General features: G+C 50.8%; 22 protein-coding genes. 11 read left to right on the plus strand and 11 right to left on the minus strand.

The window, feature by feature from the left end; all coding sequences use genetic code 11:
- Positions 1 to 76 precede the first annotated feature (76 nt).
- Complete coding sequence (locus tag H620_RS25510) at positions 77 to 505, plus strand: DoxX family protein (protein WP_081669624.1); 429 nt, start codon at positions 77 to 79, stop codon at positions 503 to 505.
- Between the two features lie 192 nt (positions 506 to 697).
- Here the strand turns inward: H620_RS25510 and alr are convergent, their stop codons facing one another.
- The 4 genes from alr to H620_RS0104525 form a co-directional block, all read right to left on the minus strand.
- The gene (gene alr, locus H620_RS0104510; RefSeq protein ID WP_027906812.1) at positions 698 to 1,927 is read right to left on the minus strand and encodes an alanine racemase; all 1,230 of its coding nucleotides are present in this window, start codon (positions 1,925 to 1,927) and stop codon (positions 698 to 700) included.
- Positions 1,928 to 2,275: 348 nt separating this feature from the next.
- Positions 2,276 to 2,926: an FMN-binding negative transcriptional regulator gene (locus tag H620_RS25515; protein ID WP_049818703.1), complete on the minus strand. Its 651-nt coding sequence runs from the start codon at positions 2,924 to 2,926 to the stop codon at positions 2,276 to 2,278.
- 60 nt (positions 2,927 to 2,986) lie between these two features.
- Complete coding sequence (locus tag H620_RS0104520; RefSeq protein ID WP_027906814.1) at positions 2,987 to 3,886, minus strand: LysR family transcriptional regulator ArgP; 900 nt, start codon at positions 3,884 to 3,886, stop codon at positions 2,987 to 2,989.
- A 114-nt stretch (positions 3,887 to 4,000) separates the two neighbouring features.
- On the minus strand, positions 4,001 to 4,483 hold the full coding sequence (locus H620_RS0104525) for a DinB family protein (RefSeq protein ID WP_027906815.1): 483 nt from the start codon (positions 4,481 to 4,483) through the stop codon (positions 4,001 to 4,003).
- A gap of 308 nt (positions 4,484 to 4,791) precedes the next feature.
- Here H620_RS0104525 and H620_RS26235 point away from each other — a divergent pair, with 308 nt between their 5' ends.
- From H620_RS26235 to H620_RS0104545, 6 genes are all read left to right on the plus strand, one after another.
- Positions 4,792 to 5,229 carry an Lrp/AsnC family transcriptional regulator gene (locus tag H620_RS26235; RefSeq protein ID WP_081669625.1) on the plus strand — a complete coding sequence of 146 codons (438 nt, stop codon included), beginning with the start codon at positions 4,792 to 4,794 and terminating at the stop codon, positions 5,227 to 5,229.
- Between the two features lie 128 nt (positions 5,230 to 5,357).
- A complete protein-coding gene (locus H620_RS0104530) occupies positions 5,358 to 6,407 on the plus strand; it encodes a homoserine dehydrogenase (RefSeq protein WP_027906816.1) in 1,050 nt (349 codons plus the stop codon).
- A 2-nt stretch (positions 6,408 to 6,409) separates the two neighbouring features.
- Complete coding sequence (locus H620_RS0104535) at positions 6,410 to 7,825, plus strand: aldehyde dehydrogenase family protein (protein ID WP_027906817.1); 1,416 nt, start codon at positions 6,410 to 6,412, stop codon at positions 7,823 to 7,825.
- 88 nt (positions 7,826 to 7,913) lie between these two features.
- Positions 7,914 to 8,291, plus strand: coding sequence for a RidA family protein (locus tag H620_RS26240; RefSeq protein ID WP_081669636.1), 378 nt, complete (start codon positions 7,914 to 7,916; stop codon positions 8,289 to 8,291).
- 158 nt (positions 8,292 to 8,449) lie between these two features.
- A complete protein-coding gene (locus H620_RS25520) occupies positions 8,450 to 10,003 on the plus strand; it encodes an amino acid permease (RefSeq protein WP_081669626.1) in 1,554 nt (517 codons plus the stop codon).
- Positions 10,004 to 10,019: 16 nt separating this feature from the next.
- Positions 10,020 to 11,225: a trans-sulfuration enzyme family protein gene (locus H620_RS0104545; RefSeq protein ID WP_027906818.1), complete on the plus strand. Its 1,206-nt coding sequence runs from the start codon at positions 10,020 to 10,022 to the stop codon at positions 11,223 to 11,225.
- A gap of 104 nt (positions 11,226 to 11,329) precedes the next feature.
- Here H620_RS0104545 and H620_RS0104550 read toward each other — a convergent pair whose 3' ends face one another.
- Positions 11,330 to 11,932, minus strand: a complete 603-nt coding sequence (locus tag H620_RS0104550; RefSeq protein ID WP_027906819.1) for a helix-turn-helix domain-containing protein — start codon at positions 11,930 to 11,932, stop codon at positions 11,330 to 11,332.
- 46 nt (positions 11,933 to 11,978) lie between these two features.
- Between H620_RS0104550 and H620_RS0104555 the strand changes: the two genes are divergently transcribed.
- From H620_RS0104555 to H620_RS0104570, 4 genes are all read left to right on the plus strand, one after another.
- Positions 11,979 to 12,665, plus strand: coding sequence for a B3/B4 domain-containing protein (locus tag H620_RS0104555; protein WP_027906820.1), 687 nt, complete (start codon positions 11,979 to 11,981; stop codon positions 12,663 to 12,665).
- Positions 12,666 to 12,756: 91 nt separating this feature from the next.
- Positions 12,757 to 13,077 carry a DMT family transporter gene (locus H620_RS0104560; protein WP_027906821.1) on the plus strand — a complete coding sequence of 107 codons (321 nt, stop codon included), beginning with the start codon at positions 12,757 to 12,759 and terminating at the stop codon, positions 13,075 to 13,077.
- Positions 13,078 to 13,314: 237 nt separating this feature from the next.
- Positions 13,315 to 14,685, plus strand: a complete 1,371-nt coding sequence (locus H620_RS0104565; protein ID WP_027906822.1) for a pyridoxal-phosphate dependent enzyme — start codon at positions 13,315 to 13,317, stop codon at positions 14,683 to 14,685.
- A gap of 9 nt (positions 14,686 to 14,694) precedes the next feature.
- Positions 14,695 to 15,132 carry an Lrp/AsnC family transcriptional regulator gene (locus H620_RS0104570; RefSeq protein ID WP_027906823.1) on the plus strand — a complete coding sequence of 146 codons (438 nt, stop codon included), beginning with the start codon at positions 14,695 to 14,697 and terminating at the stop codon, positions 15,130 to 15,132.
- A gap of 282 nt (positions 15,133 to 15,414) precedes the next feature.
- On the opposite strand, the gene H620_RS0104575 is transcribed toward H620_RS0104570, so the two are convergent.
- From H620_RS0104575 to H620_RS25525, 6 genes are all read right to left on the minus strand, one after another.
- Positions 15,415 to 16,932, minus strand: coding sequence for an amino acid ABC transporter permease/ATP-binding protein (locus H620_RS0104575; RefSeq protein ID WP_027906824.1), 1,518 nt, complete (start codon positions 16,930 to 16,932; stop codon positions 15,415 to 15,417).
- 57 nt (positions 16,933 to 16,989) lie between these two features.
- A complete protein-coding gene (locus H620_RS0104580; RefSeq protein ID WP_049818704.1) occupies positions 16,990 to 17,820 on the minus strand; it encodes a transporter substrate-binding domain-containing protein in 831 nt (276 codons plus the stop codon).
- Positions 17,821 to 18,485: 665 nt separating this feature from the next.
- A complete protein-coding gene (locus tag H620_RS0104585; protein WP_027906826.1) occupies positions 18,486 to 19,814 on the minus strand; it encodes an MFS transporter in 1,329 nt (442 codons plus the stop codon).
- A 217-nt stretch (positions 19,815 to 20,031) separates the two neighbouring features.
- A complete protein-coding gene (locus tag H620_RS0104590) occupies positions 20,032 to 21,192 on the minus strand; it encodes a M24 family metallopeptidase (protein ID WP_049818705.1) in 1,161 nt (386 codons plus the stop codon).
- Positions 21,193 to 21,230: 38 nt separating this feature from the next.
- Entirely contained in the window at positions 21,231 to 22,460 is a 1,230-nt protein-coding gene (locus H620_RS0104595; RefSeq protein ID WP_027906828.1) for a Zn-dependent hydrolase, read from the minus strand.
- On the minus strand, positions 22,457 to 23,641 hold the full coding sequence (locus H620_RS25525) for a diaminopropionate ammonia-lyase (RefSeq protein WP_081669627.1): 1,185 nt from the start codon (positions 23,639 to 23,641) through the stop codon (positions 22,457 to 22,459). The genes H620_RS0104595 and H620_RS25525 overlap by 4 nt, the downstream gene beginning before the upstream one ends.
- Positions 23,642 to 23,696: the final 55 nt, after the last annotated feature.

The following is a 23,696-nucleotide window of genomic DNA, read 5'->3' on the forward strand; positions in this document are numbered from 1 at the left end:
ATTGTTTCAAAATCAAGTAGTCACCAAAATTAGTCACAAGCAGTGCAACCGGCACTGCATGAATAAAGGAACAGATATGACCAATTTTAGTCCTGCGTATTTAGGTGGAATTCTTCTTAGGCTCACAGCAGGTGCTGCCCTGCTGATACACTCGCTTTATCTCAAGGTCTTTGTGTTCACCATGAGTGGCACAGTGGCATTTTTCGAGTCGATCGGACTACCTGGCTTTTTAGCCTGGATGACCCTTGTGGTTGAAGTTACCACTGGAGTGATGCTTATTTTTAAGATCAAACCGCATATTGCTGCAGCTTCCGCAATTCCTGTTCTGCTTGGCGCAACCTGGGCACACTCGGGTAATGGTTGGCTGTTCAGCAATACTGGTGGAGGCTGGGAGTACCCACTGTTTTGGACAATGACGTTGGTATCTATTGCCCTGACTGAGTGGCAGGCCAGTAAGGCTCTGGCGGCTTGTGAAGTAGAAGCCTGTGCTTTACCCAAGAACTGAATTTCTCCTCCTTGCCGGGGTGAGAAACTGAGACACAGCTACTGTATGTAATGGTGGCTGAAAAAGTCAATATACCTACTCAGATGTAGTCTCTGCCAATCGGCTTGACAGCATTCTAAGTGTGGCTATGAAAATCCCAGAGCCTCTGCATGTGGCAGGGGCGCTGGGATTGCTTTTAATCTGCTAGGTAGCTTACTTGTCTACTAAGACCTTTGGATTGGAGTTTCCCCAAACGGTGTACAAGTCGGCGAGTAGTGCACCATTGATGTCCTCCATCTCTGCTTGCGTAACCTCTGCCTGTCCCTGCTTTCCGAATAGCACCACCTCATCACCTTCTTTGATGTCCGGGAAGTCGGTGACGTCAATCATCAGCGTGTTCATCGAGACTTTGCCCACTACGGGAACTCGATGCCCATCTATGAGTACAAATCCTTTGTTGGTGAACGCACGGCGATAGCCATCAGAATATCCCACCGGAATATTGGCCAGTATTGAGTCGCGTTTTAATGTCAGCGAACGGTCGTAGCCAACTGTATTTCCAGCAGGATAGGGATTAACGGAGGCTACTCGCGACTTGAACTCCATCACTCTCTTGTATTCAGTGTGAGATGGAACAGTGTCGCCGAAAAGAGCGCCGCCCGGCCTTACCATGTCTAGCCGAGCTTCAGGCACTTCGAGCGTGGCGAATGAATTAGCCGTGTGCAGGGTGATTTTACTGCGATCGAGCTTACCGTTCTCGATAAGCCAACTGGACTGCTTTTTAAAATCATCCAAGCCTTTCAACACATCGACGCGATCCTCGACAGCGTAATGAGTCATAATTGCAACGATTTCAAGGTTTTTATCGTGTGTCACGCTCAAAGCATCCTGGCGTCCTTGCTCGCTATGAAGTTCAAACCCGTTTCGACTCATGCCGCCAGCATTGAGTGCGATGTGGATTTTTAGCTTTTCCCCCCGCTGCGCAGCGATGGCGCCTGCTTCTTTCGCCAGTTGAGCGTTGCCAATCAGCTCTTCGATGTTGTATTTCAGAGCGTCTTGAATTTCACCGATTGATGCGGTTCGGACGCGTACAAGCTCGCCAGTGAAACCACTCTCACGTACTACCCTGGCCTCTTCATTGCTTGCAACAGCAACGCAAGGCACCTGCATCGTAATAATCGAAGGCATAACTAGCCCGATTCCGTGGCCATAGGCGTCAGCCTTGAGCACTGCACAGATCTTGGATTTACCTTCAAGCGTAGCCTGCAGTGTCTTTATGTTGTGTTCGAAAGCAGCTTTGTTAATTTCCACCCAGGCATTGCTTGCTTGGATGGTTAGATCCGCGTTGCCATTGTGAAGGCTCAAGGGTGGGGCTGCCCACACATGGCTTTGGCAGAAGGTGAGGCTTAGGGAGATAGCGAGAATTGAACGACGGAAGGGCATATACATCTCTCCATGGACGAACTGCTTAGTATTTATTTTTGTAGCACTGCCTGGTGTCGCCTATGCTCGTAGACTAACTGCCCGTGCATTACCTACCACTTATACGGTAGCAAGAGCCTGACAGGGAGCACAGCTTACGAAGCTGTAAGGAGTTTTCTTGTTCTATCACAGGTGTTGCGACAAAGTCACAAAGTCCTGGGTTAAATTTTCTTATGGCACTCTAGTTTTTCTTCATTGCTCGCTGAGCACGGAGGATTTGTTTGCTCAAGGGTCGATTGTTAATGTTGCCTTTGTCTTAAGAGCTTCGTGTTCTTGAGCAATTGTTCAAGAGTTATTCTGTGGTAATAATTAGCCGCTGGTTTGTGAGTTTCGTTTTTTCGCTTCTGCAATCATGGAAGCTCCAATTGCTTGCTCGCCACGCTCTATGAGAATGGTGCCAGCTCCGATCATGTCCCTTGCGCCATCGTCTTGATTGAGTTTGAATTTCCCCACTAAATCGGTGATCTCTATTTCAATTAAAAATATTTGGCTCAGTAGCTCGCTGACATATTCTTTGGGGGCATCTGAAATTTTCCAAGGGGTGTCCATTGATGCCTCATGCCGCTTGGTGAGTTTTGCAACAAGTTTACGAGCGCGGGTCTCATCATCATGGAATCTTATGCGTCCTTTTGCATGCACAACAACGTAGTTCCAGGTGGGTACTTGTCGCTCTGTTTCTTTTTTGCTCGGTAGCCATGTGGGCGAGATATAAGCATTGCCTGCTTTGAAAATGACTAGCACTTCGTCTAGATTTTTTATTTCATTGAGGATAGGGTTGTTTTTTGAAGCATGCGCACTCAGCAAGCCTAGTGAACCGGCGTCTGGGTCGAGCTCGAATGGAAGATGGTTTGCATCGAGTCCTGATTGGCCATAGGTTACTAATGTTCCGAATGGGTTTTCCATCATTATTTTATGTAATACTTCTTTTCGGGGTTCGCTGAAATGTTTCGGTAAATACATGTGTGGGGCCTGCTTTTGTATGGTGTCAAGTTTGTGATTTATTTCAGTTTAAGGAGTATCTTAATTAGGTGTTAAGCTTTTTTGCGAGTATTTGCGAACTGCTTCGGTCAGTAAGTCTAGGTTTTTCGAATTGAAACTCCACCGATGCCAATGCAGTGGCACGTCCAGGTAATATTCCGGAGCAATATTAGTAAGCCCTCTAGCCTCAAAGAGGCTAGCGGCAAGTACTTCAGGGGCCATGCCCCAGCCAAGGCCTCGCGCCATCGCATCAAAATAACTACTTGAAGTTGGTATGTGATTTGCTGGTGGAGTGAGCGCTTCGCCTGTTAATGACTTTAGAAAAGTATGTTGTATTCCGTCTTTCTGATTGAACGCTAGTAGAGGCGCGGTGGAGAGGCTCTCTGTATTTAATCCACTGGCAAAGTGTTGGTGTTGGAAGGATTTCGATGCCAGCGCTATATAGCGCATTCTCCCTAAGCATTCGACTTGGCAGCCTGGTGCAGCAATCGGACTTACGCTAATAGCGGCAACTACATTGCCGTCTCTAAGCAACGCTTGTGAGTGGTTCTGATCTTCAATGCGTATGTCAAAAATTACGTGCGATTGTTTTTGGACAAACTCCATGACGTCTACAAACCAGACGTCAAGTGAGTCTGCGTTAACGGCGATGGGAAGTCGGGTCAGGGTATGATGCTCATTGTCAAATATTCCCAGGTCGTGATTCAATTCGCTTTCGAGAAAGTCGATTTGCTCTGTGAATTTCAAAAGTGTCAACCCTGCCCTAGTGGCTTTGCAGGGCGAGCCGCGCATGATGAGCACCTGCCCGAGCCTGTCTTCCAGTTGCTTGATTCTTAGGCTGATTGCGGATGCAGTTATGTGTAGTTTTCGAGCTGCACCCTCAAAGCTTCCCTCCCGAATCACTGATGAGAAGGCGGTGAGTTGCAAGTTGTCGATCTTCATATTCAGTGATCCGGCTGACTGGACGGTTGTGTGCTCTGGACTGCGATCATTACAGCTTATATTCAGATGTTAATGCTCTTATGCGGAGCTCAGCAGTACAGGATCGTAGCGTAATTAATGTTTTAGGAATGTAGTGAAGTGATCTTGCCAGCCTTCTGTCGCTGCAAAAGGTAGTAAGCCGCTGACCATTCCGCGGTGCAGCAGGCCATGGGATAAGACATGGCTAAGGATTTCTGATTTATTCATATTTCCTGACTTTCCATCGGCGAATACAAAACTCACCCGTTCTTCAAGTTCAGTTTCAGTGACGAATTTTGTGTAGTTAACGAACCAATTGTTTGTTTCTGTAAATCTTAGCGACAAGTCAGAAAGATGCTGGGGCTCCTCTGAAGTGGTTGAGTTGCATGACATTGCGTTGCCGAGCAACCTTCCCATGAACAGATTATCCACGATGTTGATGTGAGCTAGATGCCAGAGTGCTTCTGCAAGGTTTGGAGCAGTGAATGTACTAGGCGACTCGGCCAAGATTTTGAACAGCTCAGATTCAGACCAGGCTTTGTACTGAAACAGTGAGTGGAAAGCGCCTGCTGCAGTCATTTTTTCTCCTCCGTTCTCACGGGACTGGGGGGGCTTTGCCGTCCTGGCAAAGGCTGGTTGGTAACGCGACGGTCAGTATATTGACTTTTTCGGTCGATGGCACGAAGCTGTGATGGCGATGGGTGCCAAAGCTGTGGGCTGATTGCCCAGTGGCCCAGTGGCCCAGTGGCCCGTTGGCTCTCAGGCTCCCAAGGACGCCGTTGTCGTGATTGTTGGCTTGCTTCAGTCGAGCTCTAGGGATGTAGCTTTGAGGCGTTTGAATAACAAATTATGTGTGAGTGATTGCTTTACGCGATCCGGAGGTGGCGATGAAACGCACTTTGGACAAAATCGATGAAAAAATCATCGAAGAACTTACTAGGAATTCGCGTTTAGCTCACAATGATATTGCGATGAAAGTTAATCTTTCTCGCAATGCTGTTAGGCTCAGAATTGAGCGCCTGGAGCGAGATGGTTATATCAAGGGATACACTATTGTAAAAGGATCGGCTTCTTCGGAGCATCCCCCAATAAGGGCTATGGTATTTGTGTACAGACAAGATCGAATGAAGGGGGCTGAGGTAGTGCGTTCTGTTGCAGCCATTCCTGAAGTGGTCGCTTGCAATGTTATGAGTGGTGATCTTGATATTGTCCTGACTGTCGAGGCGTCTTCTCCGGATAGGATAAATAAAGTCTGGACTGACATTTCAAGTTTGCCTGGTGTTGTCAATACAGTTACGTCTTTTGTCCTGTCGCATACAAAATAACTAGCAGGCAAATCGGCATGCAGAGCGAGCATTTTGCTAGCAAAATCGGTCTGTTTGGCATATTCGGTAAAGCAGGGTTGCGGCTTACGATTTCCTCCAGTGGTAAACAACAAAATGAGGCCGTTGCTGTGACTGAATACAAAATTGCTTTGCTGGGTTTCGGTGGTGTCAACCGTGCTCTGGCTCAACTGGTTGCTGAAAAGAATGAGCTGTGGGCGGAGGAGCTGGGCTTCACGTTGAAAATCGTTGGCGTCAGCGACATCTTCTTGGGCTCTGTGATTGGCAAGGACGGCCTGGATCCTAAGAAACTGGTAGCTGTGCCTGCAGCCAAAGGCGCCTTTTCCGGTCTGGAGAATGGCAGCGCAGAGCCCGCCAACGAGACCGTCATCCGCTTCTCCGGTGCAGATATCGTTGCTGAGGCCACCTTCACCAATCCGGTTGATGGTGAGCCAGCAACCACCTTCTGCCGCTGGGCTCTGGAGAAGGGTGTTAGCGTAGTCACTACCAACAAGGGCCCAGTAGCTCTGCACTCTGCTGCACTGAAGAAGTTGGCAGCTACTACTGGAGCTGCATTTGAGTTCGAAGGGGCCGTGATGAGCGGTACTCCGGTTATCCGCTTGGCTCAAGAAACCTTGGCTGGTTCAGAAATCACCGGCTTCAAGGGCATCCTGAACGGCACCTCCAACTTTATTCTGAGCAGCATGCAAGCTGGTCTGGACTTCGGTGATGCATTGGCAAAAGCTCAGGAGCTTGGCTATGCCGAAGCAGATCCAACTGCTGACGTAGAAGGTCATGATGTACGTCTGAAGGTGGTTATCCTGGCAAATGAACTGCTGGGTGCAAAGCTGACTCCGAACGATGTGTGCTGTGAAGGCATCTCGAATATCACTGTTCAAGACATTCAGAGTGCCGCTCAAAATAACTCGCGCTGGAAGCTGATCGGCAGTGCCCAGCGCACCCCAGCAGGTACTGTGACTGCTTCGGTCAGCCCGCAACTGCTACCGAACACTGATGCGTTGGCCGGGGTAAGCGGTGCAACAAATGCTGTGAGTTTTGAAACCAACCTTCTGGGCCCTGTCACTGTGGTAGGTGCTGGTGCTGGCCGCATTGAAACTGCGTACGCACTGCTGTCCGACATCATCAGCATCCACAAGAACAAGATCAAACAGGCGATCTGAATATGAATAGCTTGAGTATTGCTCTGTCCACAGATTACGAAGAGATCACAGTATTCAACCCGTTTGATGGTTCTGTGATTGGTGAAGTGGCTAAAGTGCCGGCGACCTCTGCTCACCTGGTAATCGATGCTGCAAAGCATGGTGCTGTGATCGCCCGCAACCTTTCTCGCGCTGAGCGCTCTCGTATTCTGGAGCACGCAGCTGCGCTGGTTGAGACGGACAAACAGGCTTTCGCAGAGCTGATTTCGGCGGAGTCGGGCAAAACTATCCGCCAAGCGCGTAAAGAAGTTCTTCGCTGCGTAAACACGCTCAAGCTGTCGGCTGAAGAGGCCAAGCGCAACGCGGGTGAAGTCATTCCGTTTGACTCCTATGTCGGCTCAGAATCGCGTCAGGGTTGGTTCACTCGTGAACCTCTGGGTGTCATCTTGGCCATCACACCTTACAACGACCCGTTGAATCTGGTTGCCCATAAGCTTGGCCCAGCCATTGCCGGTGGCAACTCGGTAGTGCTGAAACCTTCCGAGCTTGCCCCTCTGTCTGCGGTGAAGCTGGTGAGCTACCTGAACAAGGCAGGCTTGCCTGCTGAGGTCGTCTCGGTGGCTACCGGTGATGCTGAACTGGGTAAGGCGCTGGTTGCTCACCGAGCTGTCAGAATGATTTCGTTCACCGGTGGCTTTGCTACAGGCGAACAGATCACCAAGACTGCCGGTTTGAAGAAGATGGCTATGGATCTGGGGGGTAATGCGCCAGTAATCGTTATGGGCGATTGCGATCTTGAGTCTACAGTCGAGTCTTGTGTATCTGGTGCCTACTGGGCCGCAGGGCAGAACTGTATCGGGACTCAACGAATCCTGATTGATAGCAAAATCTATCAGGCCTTCAAGGAAAAATTCGTAGAGCAGTCACGTGACCTGGTAGTGGGTAACCAGGCCAACGAGGCCACTGACGTCGGCCCGATGATCTCTGAGGCCGCAGCAAAACGTGCAGAAGATTCTGTGCAGGAAGCCGTCAGCAAGGGTGCCAAGGTTCTGCTTGGTAACAAGCGGGAGGGCACACTGTTCTATCCAACCGTCCTGGAAGACGTGAGCTTTGAGTGCAAGGTTTGGCAGGAAGAGGTGTTCAGTCCGATCGTTATCCTGCAGGAGATCAGCACGCTCGAAGATGCTCTGGCGCTTGCCAACGAGCCAGAGTACAGCCTGCACGCTGGTATCTTCACCAGCAATTTGAACACCGCTATGAAGGCCGCGAAGCTGCTTGAGGCGGGTGGCGTGATGATCAACGACTCGTCTGACTACCGTTTCGATGCGATGCCATTTGGTGGCTTCAAGTACGGCAGCATGGGGCGTGAAGGTGTGCGTTTTGCCTTCGAAGACATGACGCAGCCTAAGGTCATTTGCCTTAACGGCCCTAGCGAGTAAGGCCTTAAGGTCTTTCAGGCTCTGATAATCGTTAGGTTGGTAAAAAGGGGGGCGTCAGCTCCCCTTTATTCAAGATCAGGGGGTGAAAATGAGCAATCTTATTCAACGATACCCTAGTCAGGCACCTCTGCCTCTCTCCAGGGCTGTGAGGGCTGGCGGTTTTTTGTTTCTTTCAGGTCAAATTCCGGTTAGTCCGTCTGGTGACGTAGTAAGAGGTGACATCCGAGTTCAAACCAGAGCTGTATGTCAGCGCATAGGTGAAAGCCTGGCTGCTTGCGGTGCCAGTTTTGATCAGGTTGTAAAGGCAACTGTATGGCTTTCGGACTTGAGCCATTTTGATGGTTTAAATGAAGTCTACAGGGAGTTTTTTGGCTCTGACCTTCCTGCACGCTCTACCGTTACCTCTGAACTGGTGTTGGGTGTTGATGTGGAAATTGAAGTTCAAGCCTTTGTTGGTCAGTCTTGATTATCTTCTTGGTTTCTGAAGGCTCTTTGCTCTTGCGTGTAAGGCCCATCATAGCCTTTGTTGAGCGTGGAGCTGCTTAGTTTATATGTGAGTATGCTGCTTATGTAAGGCGTGCATTGGTTACGCCTTGCCGTAATACAATAACAAGGTGTTGGCGTATGAGCTTTAAAGATAGTGTTCCTGCTGACTCGGCGGCTGAGAGTGCAAGCAGGGTTAAGTATGTTGGTGCAGAAGATGTTGGCTACAAAAAGACACTTCGTGCACGCCAGATTCAGATGATCGCAATTGGTGGTGCTGTTGGTAGTGGTCTATTCCTAGGGGCAGGTGCTCGCCTTTCTGAAGCAGGCCCTTCACTCGTTTTTGCATTTGCTGTTTGCGGTGTGTTCGCGTGGTTTATCATTCGCGCTCTTGGTGAGCTAGTTCTCCACAGGCCCTCAACCGGGTCTTTTGTGTCCTATGCCCGAGAGTTCTATGGTGAAAAACTGGCATATGCAGCAGGCTGGATGTACTGGACAAACTGGGTAACTGTTGCAATTGCAGAGCTCACGGCTACAGCTCTTTATCTGAACTTTTTCAAGGCCTATGTTCCGTTCCTTGGAGATGTTCCTCAATGGGCTTCTGCGCTTGGTGTGCTAGCCATCATTACAGGCATCAACCTGGTGTCTGTAAAAATATTTGGTGAATTAGAGTTCTGGTTTGCCTTCTTCAAGGTTGCGGCCCTGGTTACCTTCCTTTGCGTGGGTGTGTACATGGTTGTCTTTGGTACACCAATCGATGGCCATGTACCAGGCTTCCAGTTGATCTCAGATCATGGGGGGTGGTTCCCTTATGGTGTGATGCCTGCGGTAATTTTAATACAGGGCGTAGTTTTTGCTTACGGTAGTATTGAGCTTGTTGGTACGGCAGCAGGGGAGGCCAAAGATGTTGAAAAGGTCATGCCGAAAGCAATTCGCGCAGTTGTCTTCCGTATTGTTGTTTTCTATGTTGGCACTATATTGCTGCTTTCGTTGCTTATGCCGAGCTCCTCATACATTCCAGGAGTAAGTCCGTTAGTAACCTTCTTCGGTGCCATTGGTGTCCAAGGCGCTGACGCTATCATGAACATGGTTCTGTTCACCGCAGCCATTTCATCCCTAAATGCTGGGATTTACACTACTGGACGTATTCTTCGTTCGCTTGCAGTGACGGGTTCTGCGCCACCTTTCCTTGTGAAAATGAACAGCAATGGTGTGCCATTTGCTGGGATTATGTTCACAACCATTGCATCTCTTGTCGGCGTAGCTATGAATGCATTTCTACCAGACCAGGCTTTTGAGATTGCTATGTCGTTGACAGCAATTTTGATGCTGGGTGCTTGGGGCGTGATTATCCTCTGCCAGCTCAAGCTTTATAGGCTTTCTCAGCAGGGGCTCATTGAACGTCCAAAGTTTAGAATGATGTTCGCGCCTTATAGTGGTTATGCAACTCTGGTGTTTTTCGTCCTAGTCTTTATTTTGATTGCTTGTGACTATCCAGTCGGTACGTACTCTGCCGCATCTATTCCGTTCTATGGTGCAGTTCTTGTGGTCGGCTGGTATGTGGTTCGTGGCCGGGTTTATGGGATCGCAAGTGGCAAGTTGAAGTTTGACGATAATCAAGAGTTGGTTCCAACGGATGCTAGTGTATCAAACGATGGGTTGACTGTTAAGCCATCCTTAAAAGAAGCTCAATAAGCAAGAGGGTACTAAGATGCGTCCTGATAAAGAAAACCTGGCCACATTGGGTGTTAGCAGCCAGGCAGTTCATGGCGGTAACGTTATGGACGTCACCACTGGCGCAGTGCGCACACCACTGGTGATGGCAAACTCTTATCGCCTTCCTGACGACCCGGAAGACATGGACTGGTCGAGCCCTGATGGCTTGGTTTACACCCGTAATGCAGGTCACAACCAGGTGTGCCTGGAAAAGAAACTTGCAGCTATCGAAGGCGGTGAGGCTGCAGCTGCGTTTGCAACCGGGGTTGCTGCGCTGCACTCGGTATTCTTCACTTTTCTGAAAAGTGGGGATCATATCGTTGTCGGTGACGTTACCTACGAAGCAGTATGGCGTTTGTTTGCAGAGTTGCTGCCTGAGCGTTATGGCATTCAAGCGACCTTCGTCAACATGGGTGATTTGGAAGCAGTGCGCAAGGCAGTGAAGCCTAACACCAAGCTGATTCACACCGAGTCCATCGGGAACCCGACCACCAAGGTAGCTGATATCGAAGGCTTGGCAGAAATTGCCAAAGCGAATGGTGCTCTGCTGTCGGTTGATGCAACCTTCACCCCACCGCCATTCTTCCACGCCTTGACCAAAGGGGCTGATTTGGTTGTTCACTCCCTGACCAAGTACATCAATGGCCATGGTGACGCCATGGGTGGTGTTGTGATCGGCAGCAAAGAACTGATCGGCAAGATCAAGCATGATGCCTTGGTCGACCTAGGGGCTGTAATTTCGCCGTTCAATGCCTGGCTGATCATGCGCGGCTCGGTAACCTTGCCCCTGCGGATCCGCCAGCATCTTGCTACGGCTGAGAAAGTAGCTGCGTTCCTGGATTCCGATGACCGCATTGCCTACGTTTACTACCCGGGTCTGCCGTCCCATCCTCAGCATGAACTGGCCCGTCGTCAGTTTGAAGGCAAAGGGTTCGGCGGTGTGATGGCATTTGCTGTCAAGGGTAGTTCTGACAAGCAGAACCGCTTCGTTGCGAAGCTGAAGGTTATTACTTCAGCGGTTTCCATTGGCCATGACGAATCGCTCATCGTTCATGTCGGCCCAGAAGCGCGTGGCGGTTCCGAGCATTACCCCAAAGAGTTCCTTGAGTACGGTCACCTGCGCCTTTCGATTGGTCTCGAAGACGCTGATGATCTGATTAAAGACATTTCAGCGGCTCTGGACGAAACGTTCAGCAACTGAAGTAAATTCGGGAGATTTCATGCAGTCTCCCGAATTGCCGATCTTCGTAGGTAACCCTCTTTGCCTCCCTACCAGGGGAGGCTTTTTTTAGCTTTAAAAATTTGTCACTGATGAAGTTCTGCAACAGTCATTGTAAAAATCAGGGTTTCTTTCCCATCATTTATATACTGATGAGGAACATCAGTTTTTGCAATTGCTGAGCATCCGTGTTTGATGATGAGTTCAGCTTCACTAATGACAAGTTTCAAGGTGCCTTGCTCAACATGAAAGAGTTCGAAGGTACCAGCGGGATGTCCACTGGACTCGAAAAGCTCGCCTGGCTTGAGCTCCCATTTCCATAGCTCAATCATGTTGGGCCCGCTGGTGCCTGCCAGCAAGCGTGCAGATCCGCCTGCCGGCCCGTTCCACAGTGTCGGAATCTCTTGCGCCTCAATCAAGCGGGCAGTGGGAGTGCTTGCCACATTCACGACATCAGCGACGGACAATCCAAGTGCTGCTGAGATCTTGCACAGGATGCCGATGCTAGGGTTTGCTTTGCAGTTTTCAATCTCGACTACCATTCCCTTGCTGACGCCTGAGCGACGGGCAAGCTCATCAAGAGAGATTTTTTGCTGCTTGCGTACCTCCCTAAGCCGCTTGGCGACTGCCTCGCTTACCTGCTGAACATGGGCTTCCGGGTCGGTCGATATATTGACTTTTTTGGTCATCGGTCAGTAAAATGCTCTAAATTGGTCAGTTTTAGGAGATTCTCTGATGCTTTCTGTACATCCGTCAATTGACCCCAGGGTTGCCGAGCTAGCTCCTGGTTTTCGAGCGGTCAGCGTTGTCGTTGAGGCTGCTCCTATAGTCAATCCTGATGTCGCAGCGCAAGCCATGGAGCGTGCTTACCAGGTGGTTGAAGCTGGCACTTCAACTTGGGCCGAGGCTCATCTGGCGGCATGGGGTGATGCTTTCCGGAAATTTGGCGTTAAGCCACAGCGTACGCCATGTTCCGCAGAAGCCCTCCTCAAGCGAGTCAAAAAGGACGGTAAGCTGCCAGCTATCGACCCTGTTGTAGACCTGTACAACGCAATCAGCATTCAATATGCGATTCCTGTAGGCGGTGAAAATTTTGCGGCTTATGTTGGCATGCCACGATTGACCATAGCTGATGGTAGTGAAGAGTTTGACACGATGAAAAGTGGCGAGCCTGCAAATGAGCCGCCAGATGCTGGTGAGGTTATTTGGCGGGATGACCGAGGTGTGACTTGCCGTCGTTGGAACTGGCGTCAGGGTGTTCGAACTCGTCTGGATGCCGAGGCCAAGCAGATGTGGTTCATCCTTGAGAGTCTTCCTGAGATGCCAATTGAAGCACTGAATGCGGCTGCAGATGATCTCGTGACAGGGCTGTCAAAAATGATGCCTGGCGCTGTTATCACCACTGAACTCGTCGAAGCTTAATATTACAGCCAGTACATTAATGCCCCGGGGACGACCTCGTGTATTTGGGCTAATCTCGCCGGGACGACCCGGCTTCTATACGGAGCCGTTCATGGCTTGGTTTAGTTTGATTGTTGCAGGTATTCTGGAGGTCGTATGGGCCTTCTCTATGAAGCAGTCTGAAGGCTTTACAAAAATTGGGGCTTCAGTTGTAACAATTGTTACAGTTGTTGCTAGCTTCATCCTGCTCTCCTATTCGATGAAGAGCTTGCCACTGGGTACTGCCTACACCATTTGGACAGGCATTGGGGCTGTTGGAGCATTTGTTGTAGGGATAGCATTTCTTGGTGAGCCGGTTGGCACACTCAGGATTTTAGCTGCGGTTATGATTATTGGCGGCCTGCTGCTTATGAAATTCTCTTCTGCAGTATGAGCCTGATAAAGGGATTAAAGGCCGCTATCAAGCGGCCTTTTTTTATTTCAAATTAATTAACATTGTTGGCTACAGGGCTTTAACGAGCAAAATGCTCGCTCATGAGCATTTTGGCCAAAAAATAATGCCATTTAACCTATTTAAATGCTGGTGTGGCGTGCATAAAGTGCTTTCAGGACTCCTTGAAGCATTTTTTTGCAGGACAGGATGGTCGCTTAATTCTTATTTGGAGTAAAAATGGACTACGTAAGCACTCGTGGTTCTGCGGAGCCTGCCAATTTTCGCAGTGTCGTCCTCTCAGGTATGGCATCAGATGGCGGGCTCTACGTGCCGGAGAGTCTCCCGCGCTTCGACAGCCAAGAAATTGCGAGTTGGTCATGGCTTCCCTTTGATGAGCTTGCGTTTCGTGTAATTTCTCCCTTTGTGGATGGGGAGATTGAAAGCTTTGTCTTGAGGAGAATGCTGAAGGACTGCTATCAATGCTTTGACCATCGGGCGGTAGCTCCTCTTCAGCAGATTGGCCCAAATGAGTGGGTTTTGCAGTTGCATCACGGGCCTACTCAGGCATCCAAGGATTTCGCAGCCCAACTCCAAGCTCGGCTTGTGACACATCTTCTGATCCCGCCCAGCCAAGCAGTCGTTATTGGGGCGACCAATGGTGACACGGGGCTTGCAGCCATCGAAGCCTTCAAGGATTTGCACAATGTGAAGGTATTGGCTCTCTACCCCCGAGACGGTGTACCCGCTGATCGCTTGGCTGGTTTGATGGGGGCAAGCTCAGATCATGAACATTTGATCGAGGTTGACGGTAGCTTTGATGATTGCCAGACCCTGGTCTCTAAGGTGCTGAGAGCTTGGCCGGCGGGAGATGTCCTTCCCATCAGTTTCAACTCTACAAATTGGGTTGGTGTCTTGGCTCAGATCGTCTTCTTTTTCCACAGTGCTTTGCAGCTTGGGGGAGGTGTGCGGCCTGTTGGGTTCAGCATACCGGGGGCAAGCTTTGCCGAGATCTATGCATGCTTCATTGCCCAAAAAATGGGGCTGGCAATCAATCAGGTCATTGTGTCGACGAATACCAATGACTCTCTGCATCGCTTCATTAACCAGAACAGCTACTCTACCCGAGAGGTCAGCCATTCGCTGTCTCCCTCAATGGACTTTTCTCTCTTTTCAAACCTCGAACGGTTCATCTGGGAGCTCTATGATCATGATGGCGGTACCGTACAGCGCCTAATGGCTGCTTTCGAGGAGTCGGGTAAGCTGAGCATTGGGAATAAGCAGTGGCTGCAGGCACGTATGCTGTTTGACTCTTATGCCGTTGCTGATGAGCAGGTTAAGGCGGAGATGCTCACTTTGTATAAGGAGGCGGGCACAGCTGTTGATCCGCAGACTGCAACGGGCGCCCTTGCCGCACGCCTGCATCGTCGTAGCATTGCGAGCCCAATGGTGACCCTGGCGCAGCTTGCTCCTAGCAAGTCCTCGCAGCTTTTGGCTGAACTGGACATGTGGAAAGGTGAAGTCACTGAGGCGGCCAGTTTGTCTGTGGATCACGTAGTGCTGAGCAAGGGAGATATCGATGGCCTTTCCAGCTTCATTCGGGGCATATAGGGACACTGTATGAAACGTTCGCTCGATCCCCAGGATGAGCGGATCCTGGCTGAGCTCACTGCCAACGCCAAAATGGCCCATGCTGAGCTAGGTACCAAGGTCAACCTTTCGCGCAACGCAGTCCGTCAGCGTATTGAGCGTATGGAGCGCGATGGTGTTATTCAGGGATACACAGTGCGGGTGGGGGAGGGGCTAAAACCTTCAGCACCAATAAGCGCAATCATCTTTGTCTATCGGCATGACCGGATGCGTGGAGATGATGTGGTAAGGGGGATGAAGGGTATTCCTGAGGTCACCATGTGCGAAGTCATGAGTGGTGAGTTCGATCTCATGGTAAGGATTGAAGCAGCCCACCCTGAGCGGATTCATACAGTGTGGAAGCTGATTGCAGCCATGCCCGGCGTTGAAAACACAATGACCACATTTGTGCTGAATAAGCTCATCTAAGCTCGACTATATTCGAATTTTGGAAAAGTATGGGATTTCCAGATATGTAGATGGGTGCTTTGCTAATGAAGCATGCTCTGCATTTTTGATGCAGAGCATGCTTTTAAGGATGCTGGATAGACTGCTAGATTTCCATTGCTATTGATGCCCTATTTATTCTCGGCCTGACGATTTGTAAAGCAGACCAGAGCTTGAGGGATTAGGGCTTCCAGCACAGGTTGTTGGCTCTCGCGGTTTGCACTGTAGAGGCTAGTCTCTGTTGCGGTTTTGGATTTAATTGCATCAAGCAGCAATTTTCACGGCTTCCATGAACTTCTGGAGGCGAGCTGAGTTGGTACCTTTCAGCAAGTCCTTGGGTGGTGCATCATAAATGATCTCACCATTTTCCATGTAAACTACACGGTCAGAAACGTTGAATGCAAAGTTCATTTCATGGGTGACGATTACCATCGTCATACCTTCCTCAGCCAATTGGGTGATGACTTTCAATACCTCAGTCACAAGCTCGGGATCCAGCGCCGAAGTTGGTTCATCAAAAAGCATTACCGCAGGCTCCATTGCCAAGGCCCGTGCAATAGCGACCCGCTGCTGCTGTCCGCCAGACAACTGGTGAGGGTATTTGTTTGCGTGTTCGGCCAAGCCAACTTTGGCTAGCATTGCGAGGCTTAGCTGCCGGGTGACTTCGCGGGTGTCATGATGATGGTACAGGGGCGCCATCATCACATTATCCAAGACTGTGCGGTGGGCAATCAGGTTAAAGCTCTGAAATACCATCCCGACATGAACGATGCGATGCGGATTCTGTTTAGCCTTTTTTTCACAGGCATTTTCAGTCCCTGCCAGGAACGGTTCGCCTTGGAGAAGCACAGCCCCTCTGTTGAGTGCCTCCAAACCGTTCAGGCAACGAATCAAGGTGGTTTTTCCCGATCCGGATGGGCCGATGATTGAAATGACTTCGCCCCATTTTACTTTGAGTGAAACGCCTTTTATGACTTCATGAGAGCCATAGGACTTTCGACCCTCTACCAGCTCAAGAGCGTATTCACCTTTCTGCTCAAGCTTAAGTGCTTTAGAGGTAGAAGCGGGTTTTACGGCTGCTTCCAACAGCTTCACTACGCCAGGCTGGCGGCGAGTGATATCCAGCTTCCGCTCAAGGGTCTTGAGCAGGAAGCCAAAGACCGTAACAATGAGGACGTAGAAGCAGGCCACCGCTGTCAGCGTTTCAAGAATCAGGAAATTTTGGGTGTACAGGCGTTGGCCGACAAGCAAGATTTCGCCGAGGGAGATGACTGATACCAACGAAGTCAGCTTAACGATCGTGATGTACTCGTTTATCAGTGTGGGTAAGGCGATTCGGAACGCTTGAGGGACGACAATCAGACGTTGGATGCCTACGTAGCGAATACCGAGGGCCTTTCCGGCTTCAACCTGTCCCCGAGCCACTGATAGTAAACCCCCACGATGGATCTCAGCGATGTACGCTGTTTCACTGAGGACTAGAGCGACGAGACCTGCAACGAATGGGTCTCCGAGCCAGCCACTTGTGCCGGGAAATACCTGGGGAATATTGAAAGTAAAAACTAAGAGTACCAGTAGGGGCAAGCTTCGGAAGAACCAGATATATAGCCCTGAAGCTCCGCTTACGAATTTGTTAGATGACTGTTTGCCGAGGGCTAAAATGAATCCAGCCATAATTCCGAGTACCCATGTGGTGACGCTCAGTTCAACGACCGTCCATGTTGCCTCCCAAAACGCAGGCTCGGCGAAAAGGCTCAGTATATAGCTCCAATCAAAAGACATAATAAACTCCTGCAGGCGGTCAGGGACGACCGCCCTGTATTGTTATAGTCGAGTTGTTTACTTGCCTACATACGCGGCAGCGATGTCATCCTTGGTCGGCTCTTGCAAGTTGTAACTTGAAAGCAGCGCCTGGTATTCGCCGCTTTCCTTCAGTTTTTTTAGCTGCTCTTCAAGTGCCGTCGCTAACGCAGTATTTCCTTTCGCGACCCCCAAGCCGATTACAACAGGCTCGATAATTGCTTTGGAAGTGATCTCCAATCGCCCTTTGGTCTGCTTGATCAGCATCTGCGAGACGGCAGCATCTTCAAACTGCACGTCAGCTGCGCGGGAAAGAAGTGCTTGAGCAGCTACCGGTGAGGATTCGTACTCTTGGACAGCAATAGCCCCTTTGCCGGCTGGGAGGCAATAGTCACTTGATAGATTTGCCAGTGTGGGCACCCAGGCAGCGCCTTTAAGCGAAGCTACCTTTTTTCCACACAAATCGTTCACGGTTTCTGGGCGGAAATCGCTGCCCTTGAGTATCATCAGTGACCCCCCTGTTTTAAGGTAGGGCACGTAGTCAATCTGCTTTGCGCGCGCAGGGGTGATGTAAAGCGCGGATGCGATAACATCGTATTTTTTGCCCGATAGGCCGATTACCAGGTTGGCGAAGCGTGTGTCATCGATGCGCGGTGTGAGGCCAAGCCCTTTGGAAATTTTGGACATCAGTTCGGCATCGAATCCGGCTGGAACGTTCTTGTCGTAGTAATCGAAAGGTGCCCAGGTAAGATCCGAGCCAATGGCGAGCACTCCAGGTTGAAGGGTTGGAACCTCTTGTGCTTTTGCATTGATAGCTACTGCGCCGAGTGTGCCTACCAGCAAAAAACTGAAGACTTTTGAGATGTGCATGATGTAATCCTAAGTGAAAGGGGCTGCTAGGCTGCGCGGTTGCACGCAACAATAATTATTTCTTTTAGGCAGACTTTGATAAGCACGAAGTGCTTCAGTGCGCCAAGCTCGTAACAGTGAAATCCATGGTTAACTCCAGGTGTAGTAAGCGGCAGTCATTCAAATAGCTCTAGCAGCCCGTCATTTAAGCTGGTTGCGCCGATGGGCGAGGCTGGTGGAGCTGGAGTCGAACGTCATCTTATATTTTTATAGTTGCCCCTGTTATGGGAGTAAAAATGGACATCTTTACGTGCGCTGGCCGAAATCAGGCTCCTTAGCTGCTGCTGATTTCGCTGCTTTGTCTCTCCCTGATTCACTCAAGATGGTCATTGGCTCTCGGATGAGTATCTGCCTTGGCTCAGTAAAGCTAGGCTAAATCTACCCTTCAAAGATAATATACCCCTACGTAACCTATAAAAGGTCTCTTATATAAGGCGTTGAAAGAGAAAATTTCTCGTGTTAGTTTTGCGATCTGTTGTGCGTTTGCTAGAGAGTCGCATGGCAGAGAAGGGGTTGCGTCACTGGTACGGAGGGTTAACTCCGTTACATCAATGGTCACGGTAAAAACGTAATGAAAGAGGGCGCTTAAAGCGCCCCCCAGGGTTGTATCAACGAAAAATCACAGCTTATGCCAGCGCGCTAGCCTGCTGCAGATTCAACGATCTAGTCTCAGGTGCAAGGAGTATTGCAACGAGCAACCCGATGAAGGTAATTCCTGCTGCCACCATCATAGTGGTCGCCACGCCTAAGGAACTGAGGGATACAGGGACTAAGTATGTTCCTACAGCTGCTCCAATCCTAGAGAAGGAAGTGCCAATGCCCACGGCAAACGACCGAATCTCTGTGGGAAATATTTCGTTGGGATACACGAAGGTCAACACCTGAGCCCCGCCAATGAAAAGAGCGTAGCAAGAGAAGAACAGAATGACCAAGTAACTTGAGCTAGACTGGAACCCTGCTAGGCCGACCAGAGAAATGCCTGCAAGCAGGAAACTGTAGATCATGGTATTTCGTCGTCCAAGGGTATTGATGCACTTAGTTGCAAAAATGCAGCCTATGACGAAGAAGGCAGTAATCACAATCGATCCAATGGAGCCTGCATCATCATCTAGCTTGAGAGCAGACAGAACCTTGGGCGCAAAAGCATAGACAGCGAACACAGGTAGCATCGCACAAGTCCAGAAGGCCACGACGAAGAACATACGCTTGCCATATCCAGCGGACAGGATACTTTTCAGTGGTAGACGAACGTTGCTGCTGTCTTCGCCAACATTGTCGATGGTGAAATCGCGGCCATAGATTTCTTTGACCAAAATGCTCGCTTCTTCCTTTCTTCCTTTGCTCAGTAGCCAGCGCAAGGACTCGGGCGTTCCCAAACGTATGAAGAAAAGTAATCCACCAAGAACGGCTCCGCTTGCTAACACCATCCGCCATACATCATCTCCACCGACGCGAAGGATGATTTCGCCAAACAGGTAAGCTGCAGCAGCACCCGCAAACCAGCATGTGGAAAGTGCGGCAAGTCGAGGGCCACGGTTCTTTCGGGGAAGGAACTCAGCCAGCATAGCTGTTGCAGCTGGATACTCAATGCCAACGCCGATGCCGATCACGATTCGCCAGAAAAACAACATCTCTGCGCTGTCCGCGTAGAATTGGCCAATAGATGCGATTAGGAAAATAATAGGGCTTGCATAGAACAGACGTTTACGACCCAAGCTGCTGGTAAGCCACCCGCCGATCAAACCTCCAGCGAAGATACCGATAAGACTTGAAGCGGCGATCATTCCCTGCCAAAAATCACTCAATTGTAAATCGGCAGTGGCATGTAGAATAATAACTCCAATGATACTGAGAACATAGCCATCTACAAAGATTCCGCCGGCAGCACTAACTGTGAGGCGCTGATGGAATTTTTGAATAGGTACATCTTCAATTGAAACATTAGGCATTGTCATTGTTGTTCCTTTGTTTCTAACGCTTATGGACTGTTAGCGCTGGCTTGCATTTTGTATGTATAAGTGGCGCAGTATTTCAACTCACGGTGTGCCGCAACCTACATGGCGTGGATGTGGGCGGGCACATACTGCTCACCAGCCAGACTCCAGCCTATCCATAGGCTGGAATTAGCAAGGGTGTAGGCCTTTGATGGAGCCTAAGAGGGGAACGGTCGGTTCAGTTGTTAATGATCAACATCTCACGCGGAGCGCGGCGGGTCAGAATGACTGGGCCAGAGCTGGTGATATGGATGTTTTCTTCATGAACCAGCATCTTGCCAGGCGCGTATTCCATGCCCGGTTCGATGGTGATGACCATGCCTTCGCGCAGCACGGTGTCATCAGTTGGCATGTGGGAAGGCGGTTCGGTCAATTGCAGTCCCAAGCCATGGCCCAGGCGACCGACGTTGTTTCCGAGCATGCCAGCTGGTTCTAGAACACCCATCATTGCTTTCCAGAGCTCAGATACTTTTGTGCCAGGACGAGAGATCGCGAAGGCCGCCTCGGTGGCATCCCAGATTGCTTCGTTCGCACGCAGGGCTGCGTCATCGACTCTCCCAAAACCAAAGTTACGGTCGAAGTCGCAGAAATAGCCGTTGACTGTGGCGCCGACGTCAATGATCAGCACATCACCGTCTTCGATAACGCGGTCGCTTGGGCGAGAAATAATTTGCTCATAGCCACCAGGCCCAGATGCTGCAGCCATGAATGGTAGGGCATGCGCACCGCCTTGGATAATGTCTACTGACAGGGCTTTGCTGATGGCAAGTTCGGTTTGTCCGCATCGGGCGTGGCTAGGCAACTTGTCGAAGGCGTCGCTCACGATGGTGCAGGACTGACGGATGTACTCTACTTCGGCTGCTGATTTGATCGCTCGCACGTTCCAGATGCACGGGGAGCCGTCAACCAAGTCAACGCTGCCCAGCTTGTCCTTGAGTAGGAACAGGTCGTTCACCGGCATGCGAATCACTGATTCACGACCCATTTCCATGCCGATACGCCCGAAGCGTCGCGACAGTGATAGCAGGGTGTCGCTGAGCAAAGTGACTCCGTCATCGGTCGGACGGGGGGCAGGCCAACTCAGCGTTTTGCCGATCCAGGAACCCTGCAACAGAGGAGCACCGATTTCAGGTACCACAGCGATGCACTCGCCCTCGGCTGGGATGATAAAAAACCAAGGGCGCGTCGGGCTTTCCCAGAACTGGCTGTCGAAGCCACTGAAGTAGCGGAAGTTCGGTGGTGAGGTGACGAGCAGTGCATCGAGGCGATGGTGGCTCATCTCTGCTTGCGCACGGGCTACACGGCTTGCAAATTCTTCACTGGAAAATGCGATGTTCATGACCAATACCTCCAACAGTTTTCATTGTGCTTGGATCACTATTTGGATGTTGCTAGCGTCCACATTGCGTTAGTCAGAATCTGAGCGCCTAGGACGAGCTCTTCGTCTGGAGTGCTTTCTTTCGGGTTGTGGCTAATTCCTTTACAGCTTTGTACAAACACCATGGCTGATGGACAAACCTTCGCGATCATCTGAGCGTCATGGCTTGCCCCGGACACCATGCGCATATGGGAAGCGCCAATGAGCTGGGTGGTCTCTTCCAGCAAATCGCAAAGCTTGGCGTCAAATTGAATCGACAGGGCCTTTGAGAGTCTCTGCAGTTTCACTTCGTACCCCAGGTCTTGCAGCTTTGCAGTCTCATTCCAAAGCCAGGCATCGGCTTTTTGAAGCTGATTATCGTCAGCGTCTCGAAAGTCGATCGTGAACTTCGCTCTACCAGGCACAACGTTGATTGCATTAGGTTCGAGGGTGAAGGTGCCGATGGTTGCAACATTCGGCAGCCTTTCGTGGGCTGATAGTTCCTCGATCCTACAGGCCAATTGCATTGCTGCGACCCCGGCGTCTTTGCGCAAGTTCATTGGGGTGGTACCGGCATGGTTAGCACAACCCTCGATCTCGACTTGCCACCAAGAGTGGCCTTGGAGTGCTTCGACAATTCCCACTCGGGTTTGGGTTGCTTCCAAAATAGGGCCTTGCTCGATATGAAGTTCGAGGAAGGCTTCTGGAAGAAATTTCCAAGGATCGATTTCGCCGGCATAGCCTATACGGGTGAGCTCTCCCTGAAAGGTCTTGCCATCGCGGGTAGATACGGCCAAGGCTTCGTCCAGTGCAATGTCCTTGGCGATAACGCGAGATCCCAGAAGGTCGGGCGAGAACCTAACGCCTTCCTCGTTGCTGAAGACGACGACGGCCAGCGGTTTAGTTGGTTGCAGGCCGGCTTCGTTGATTGCCTGAAGGAGCTCAACGCCTGCAACCACTCCATAGCAGCCATCCAACAAACCAGCTCGGACGACTGTGTCGATGTGTGAGCCCGTCATGATTGGTGCGGAGGCTACTGAACCACCGACAACACCGTAAATGTTGCCGATCTTGTCGACATGAACAGTGGCCCCGGCTTCGGAAAGCCAAGTTGCGATCAGGTCGCGCCCCAACTTGTCTTCGTCCGACAAGGCGAGGCGAGTACCGCCTCCGCTGGGCAGGCCGCCGATTTGACCCAGCTCCTGAAGGCGTTGCAACAGGCGCTTGCCATTTATGATTGGGGATCTCATGGCAGCGCCTTGGCCTGAGTCAGGAGCTGGGCGTACAGTTCCGGATCGGTCGCGCCTTCAGTGTTGATTACCAAAGCGACCGAGTCTTCGTTCAGTCCTAGGGAACTCTTGGCTTCTGGGTGAGCCAAGGCTACCAGCAGACCACCGAGAGAGGCAGCACCACTTTCTCCACCCTCGATTACCGGATCCGAAGTGCCTTCGCGTGCCATTGCAGCCATGGCGTACAAAGCATCTTCGTCGCTGATGGTCATGAACGCAGTGACTGTTTCTTTCAGAATGCGCCAGGCGACCATGGATGGCTCGTAGCACTCCAGCATCGCCATTACGGTTGCTTCACCGTGATTGATCTTCGTAGCTTCACCTTTGATGGCGCTCTCGTAAATGCAAGCTGCTTTCTCAGGCTCGACGACCACGATTTTTGGTGCCAGGTCGCCATATACCGACGTCAGGTATGCAGCCAGGGCGGCAGCGAATCCACCTACGCCTGCTTGAAGAAACACGTGGGTCAGGCTGCAACCACTGGTCTCCACCTGCTGGACAATTTCATCGGCCATCACCAGATAGCCCTGCATAACCCAAGTTGGGATTTCTTCGTAGCCGGGCCAGGAAGTGTCGGATACAACAATCCAACCGTTCTTCTGAGCGGCGTCGGTTGCGTAGGCTACGGAGTCGTCATAGCTCCCGACCACTCGCTGCACTTCCGCGCCAAGTGACGCGATTGCATTTGCGCGGCTTTCGCTTACGCCGGCATGTACGAAGATGACCGAGTGGCAGCCAGCGACCTTGCAAGCCGCAGCAACAGAGCGCCCATGGTTACCGTCAGTTGCGCAGGTAATCGTGAGCGACTGAGCAACCAACTGTACTTCTGGGCTCAGAATATCTTGGGGTGCCACCTTACGGCCAAGGCGTTTACCAGCCTCATGCAGGATTACGCGGACAACTGCATGAGCTCCACCGAGGGCTTTGAAACTTTTCAGGCCGGAACGGCGGCTTTCATCTTTTACGAGAATCGCGCCGACGCCTTGGCTTTGGGCGAGTTCCTGGAGGCTCAGTAGAGGGGTGATGTCGTAATCGATGCACTCAAGGTGGCTTCGAACTTCATCAAGGTGGGCAGATGTAAATGGTTTCAAGGCTGCGGGAGCTTCGCCAGTCCTGACAAGCTCGTTCTTGTTGTATCGCATTTCGGAAACACCTTTTTTGCGTAGGGCTTGAAGAGAATATATGCTCCCTCAAGGC

It is taken from the genome of Pseudomonas taiwanensis DSM 21245, from assembly GCF_000425785.1.
Classification (GTDB): domain Bacteria; phylum Pseudomonadota; class Gammaproteobacteria; order Pseudomonadales; family Pseudomonadaceae; genus Aquipseudomonas; species Aquipseudomonas taiwanensis.

What these genes read in the sequence shown, in the direction of transcription:
- H620_RS25510 (WP_081669624.1), top strand. Translation starts at nt 77, where the DNA reads ATGACCAATTTTAGTCCTGCGTATTTAGGTGGAATTCTTCTTAGGCTC.
- alr (WP_027906812.1), bottom strand. Translation starts at nt 1,927, where the DNA reads ATGCCCTTCCGTCGTTCAATTCTCGCTATCTCCCTAAGCCTCACCTTC.
- H620_RS25515 (WP_049818703.1), bottom strand. Translation starts at nt 2,926, where the DNA reads ATGTATTTACCGAAACATTTCAGCGAACCCCGAAAAGAAGTATTACAT.
- H620_RS0104520 (WP_027906814.1), bottom strand. Translation starts at nt 3,886, where the DNA reads ATGAAGATCGACAACTTGCAACTCACCGCCTTCTCATCAGTGATTCGG.
- H620_RS0104525 (WP_027906815.1), bottom strand. Translation starts at nt 4,483, where the DNA reads ATGACTGCAGCAGGCGCTTTCCACTCACTGTTTCAGTACAAAGCCTGG.
- H620_RS26235 (WP_081669625.1), top strand. Translation starts at nt 4,792, where the DNA reads ATGAAACGCACTTTGGACAAAATCGATGAAAAAATCATCGAAGAACTT.
- H620_RS0104535 (WP_027906817.1), top strand. Translation starts at nt 6,410, where the DNA reads ATGAATAGCTTGAGTATTGCTCTGTCCACAGATTACGAAGAGATCACA.
- H620_RS26240 (WP_081669636.1), top strand. Translation starts at nt 7,914, where the DNA reads ATGAGCAATCTTATTCAACGATACCCTAGTCAGGCACCTCTGCCTCTC.
- H620_RS25520 (WP_081669626.1), top strand. Translation starts at nt 8,450, where the DNA reads ATGAGCTTTAAAGATAGTGTTCCTGCTGACTCGGCGGCTGAGAGTGCA.
- H620_RS0104545 (WP_027906818.1), top strand. Translation starts at nt 10,020, where the DNA reads ATGCGTCCTGATAAAGAAAACCTGGCCACATTGGGTGTTAGCAGCCAG.
- H620_RS0104550 (WP_027906819.1), bottom strand. Translation starts at nt 11,932, where the DNA reads ATGACCAAAAAAGTCAATATATCGACCGACCCGGAAGCCCATGTTCAG.
- H620_RS0104555 (WP_027906820.1), top strand. Translation starts at nt 11,979, where the DNA reads ATGCTTTCTGTACATCCGTCAATTGACCCCAGGGTTGCCGAGCTAGCT.
- H620_RS0104560 (WP_027906821.1), top strand. Translation starts at nt 12,757, where the DNA reads ATGGCTTGGTTTAGTTTGATTGTTGCAGGTATTCTGGAGGTCGTATGG.
- H620_RS0104565 (WP_027906822.1), top strand. Translation starts at nt 13,315, where the DNA reads ATGGACTACGTAAGCACTCGTGGTTCTGCGGAGCCTGCCAATTTTCGC.
- H620_RS0104570 (WP_027906823.1), top strand. Translation starts at nt 14,695, where the DNA reads ATGAAACGTTCGCTCGATCCCCAGGATGAGCGGATCCTGGCTGAGCTC.
- H620_RS0104575 (WP_027906824.1), bottom strand. Translation starts at nt 16,932, where the DNA reads ATGTCTTTTGATTGGAGCTATATACTGAGCCTTTTCGCCGAGCCTGCG.
- H620_RS0104580 (WP_049818704.1), bottom strand. Translation starts at nt 17,820, where the DNA reads ATGCACATCTCAAAAGTCTTCAGTTTTTTGCTGGTAGGCACACTCGGC.
- H620_RS0104585 (WP_027906826.1), bottom strand. Translation starts at nt 19,814, where the DNA reads ATGACAATGCCTAATGTTTCAATTGAAGATGTACCTATTCAAAAATTC.
- H620_RS0104590 (WP_049818705.1), bottom strand. Translation starts at nt 21,192, where the DNA reads ATGAACATCGCATTTTCCAGTGAAGAATTTGCAAGCCGTGTAGCCCGT.
- H620_RS0104595 (WP_027906828.1), bottom strand. Translation starts at nt 22,460, where the DNA reads ATGAGATCCCCAATCATAAATGGCAAGCGCCTGTTGCAACGCCTTCAG.
- H620_RS25525 (WP_081669627.1), bottom strand. Translation starts at nt 23,641, where the DNA reads ATGCGATACAACAAGAACGAGCTTGTCAGGACTGGCGAAGCTCCCGCA.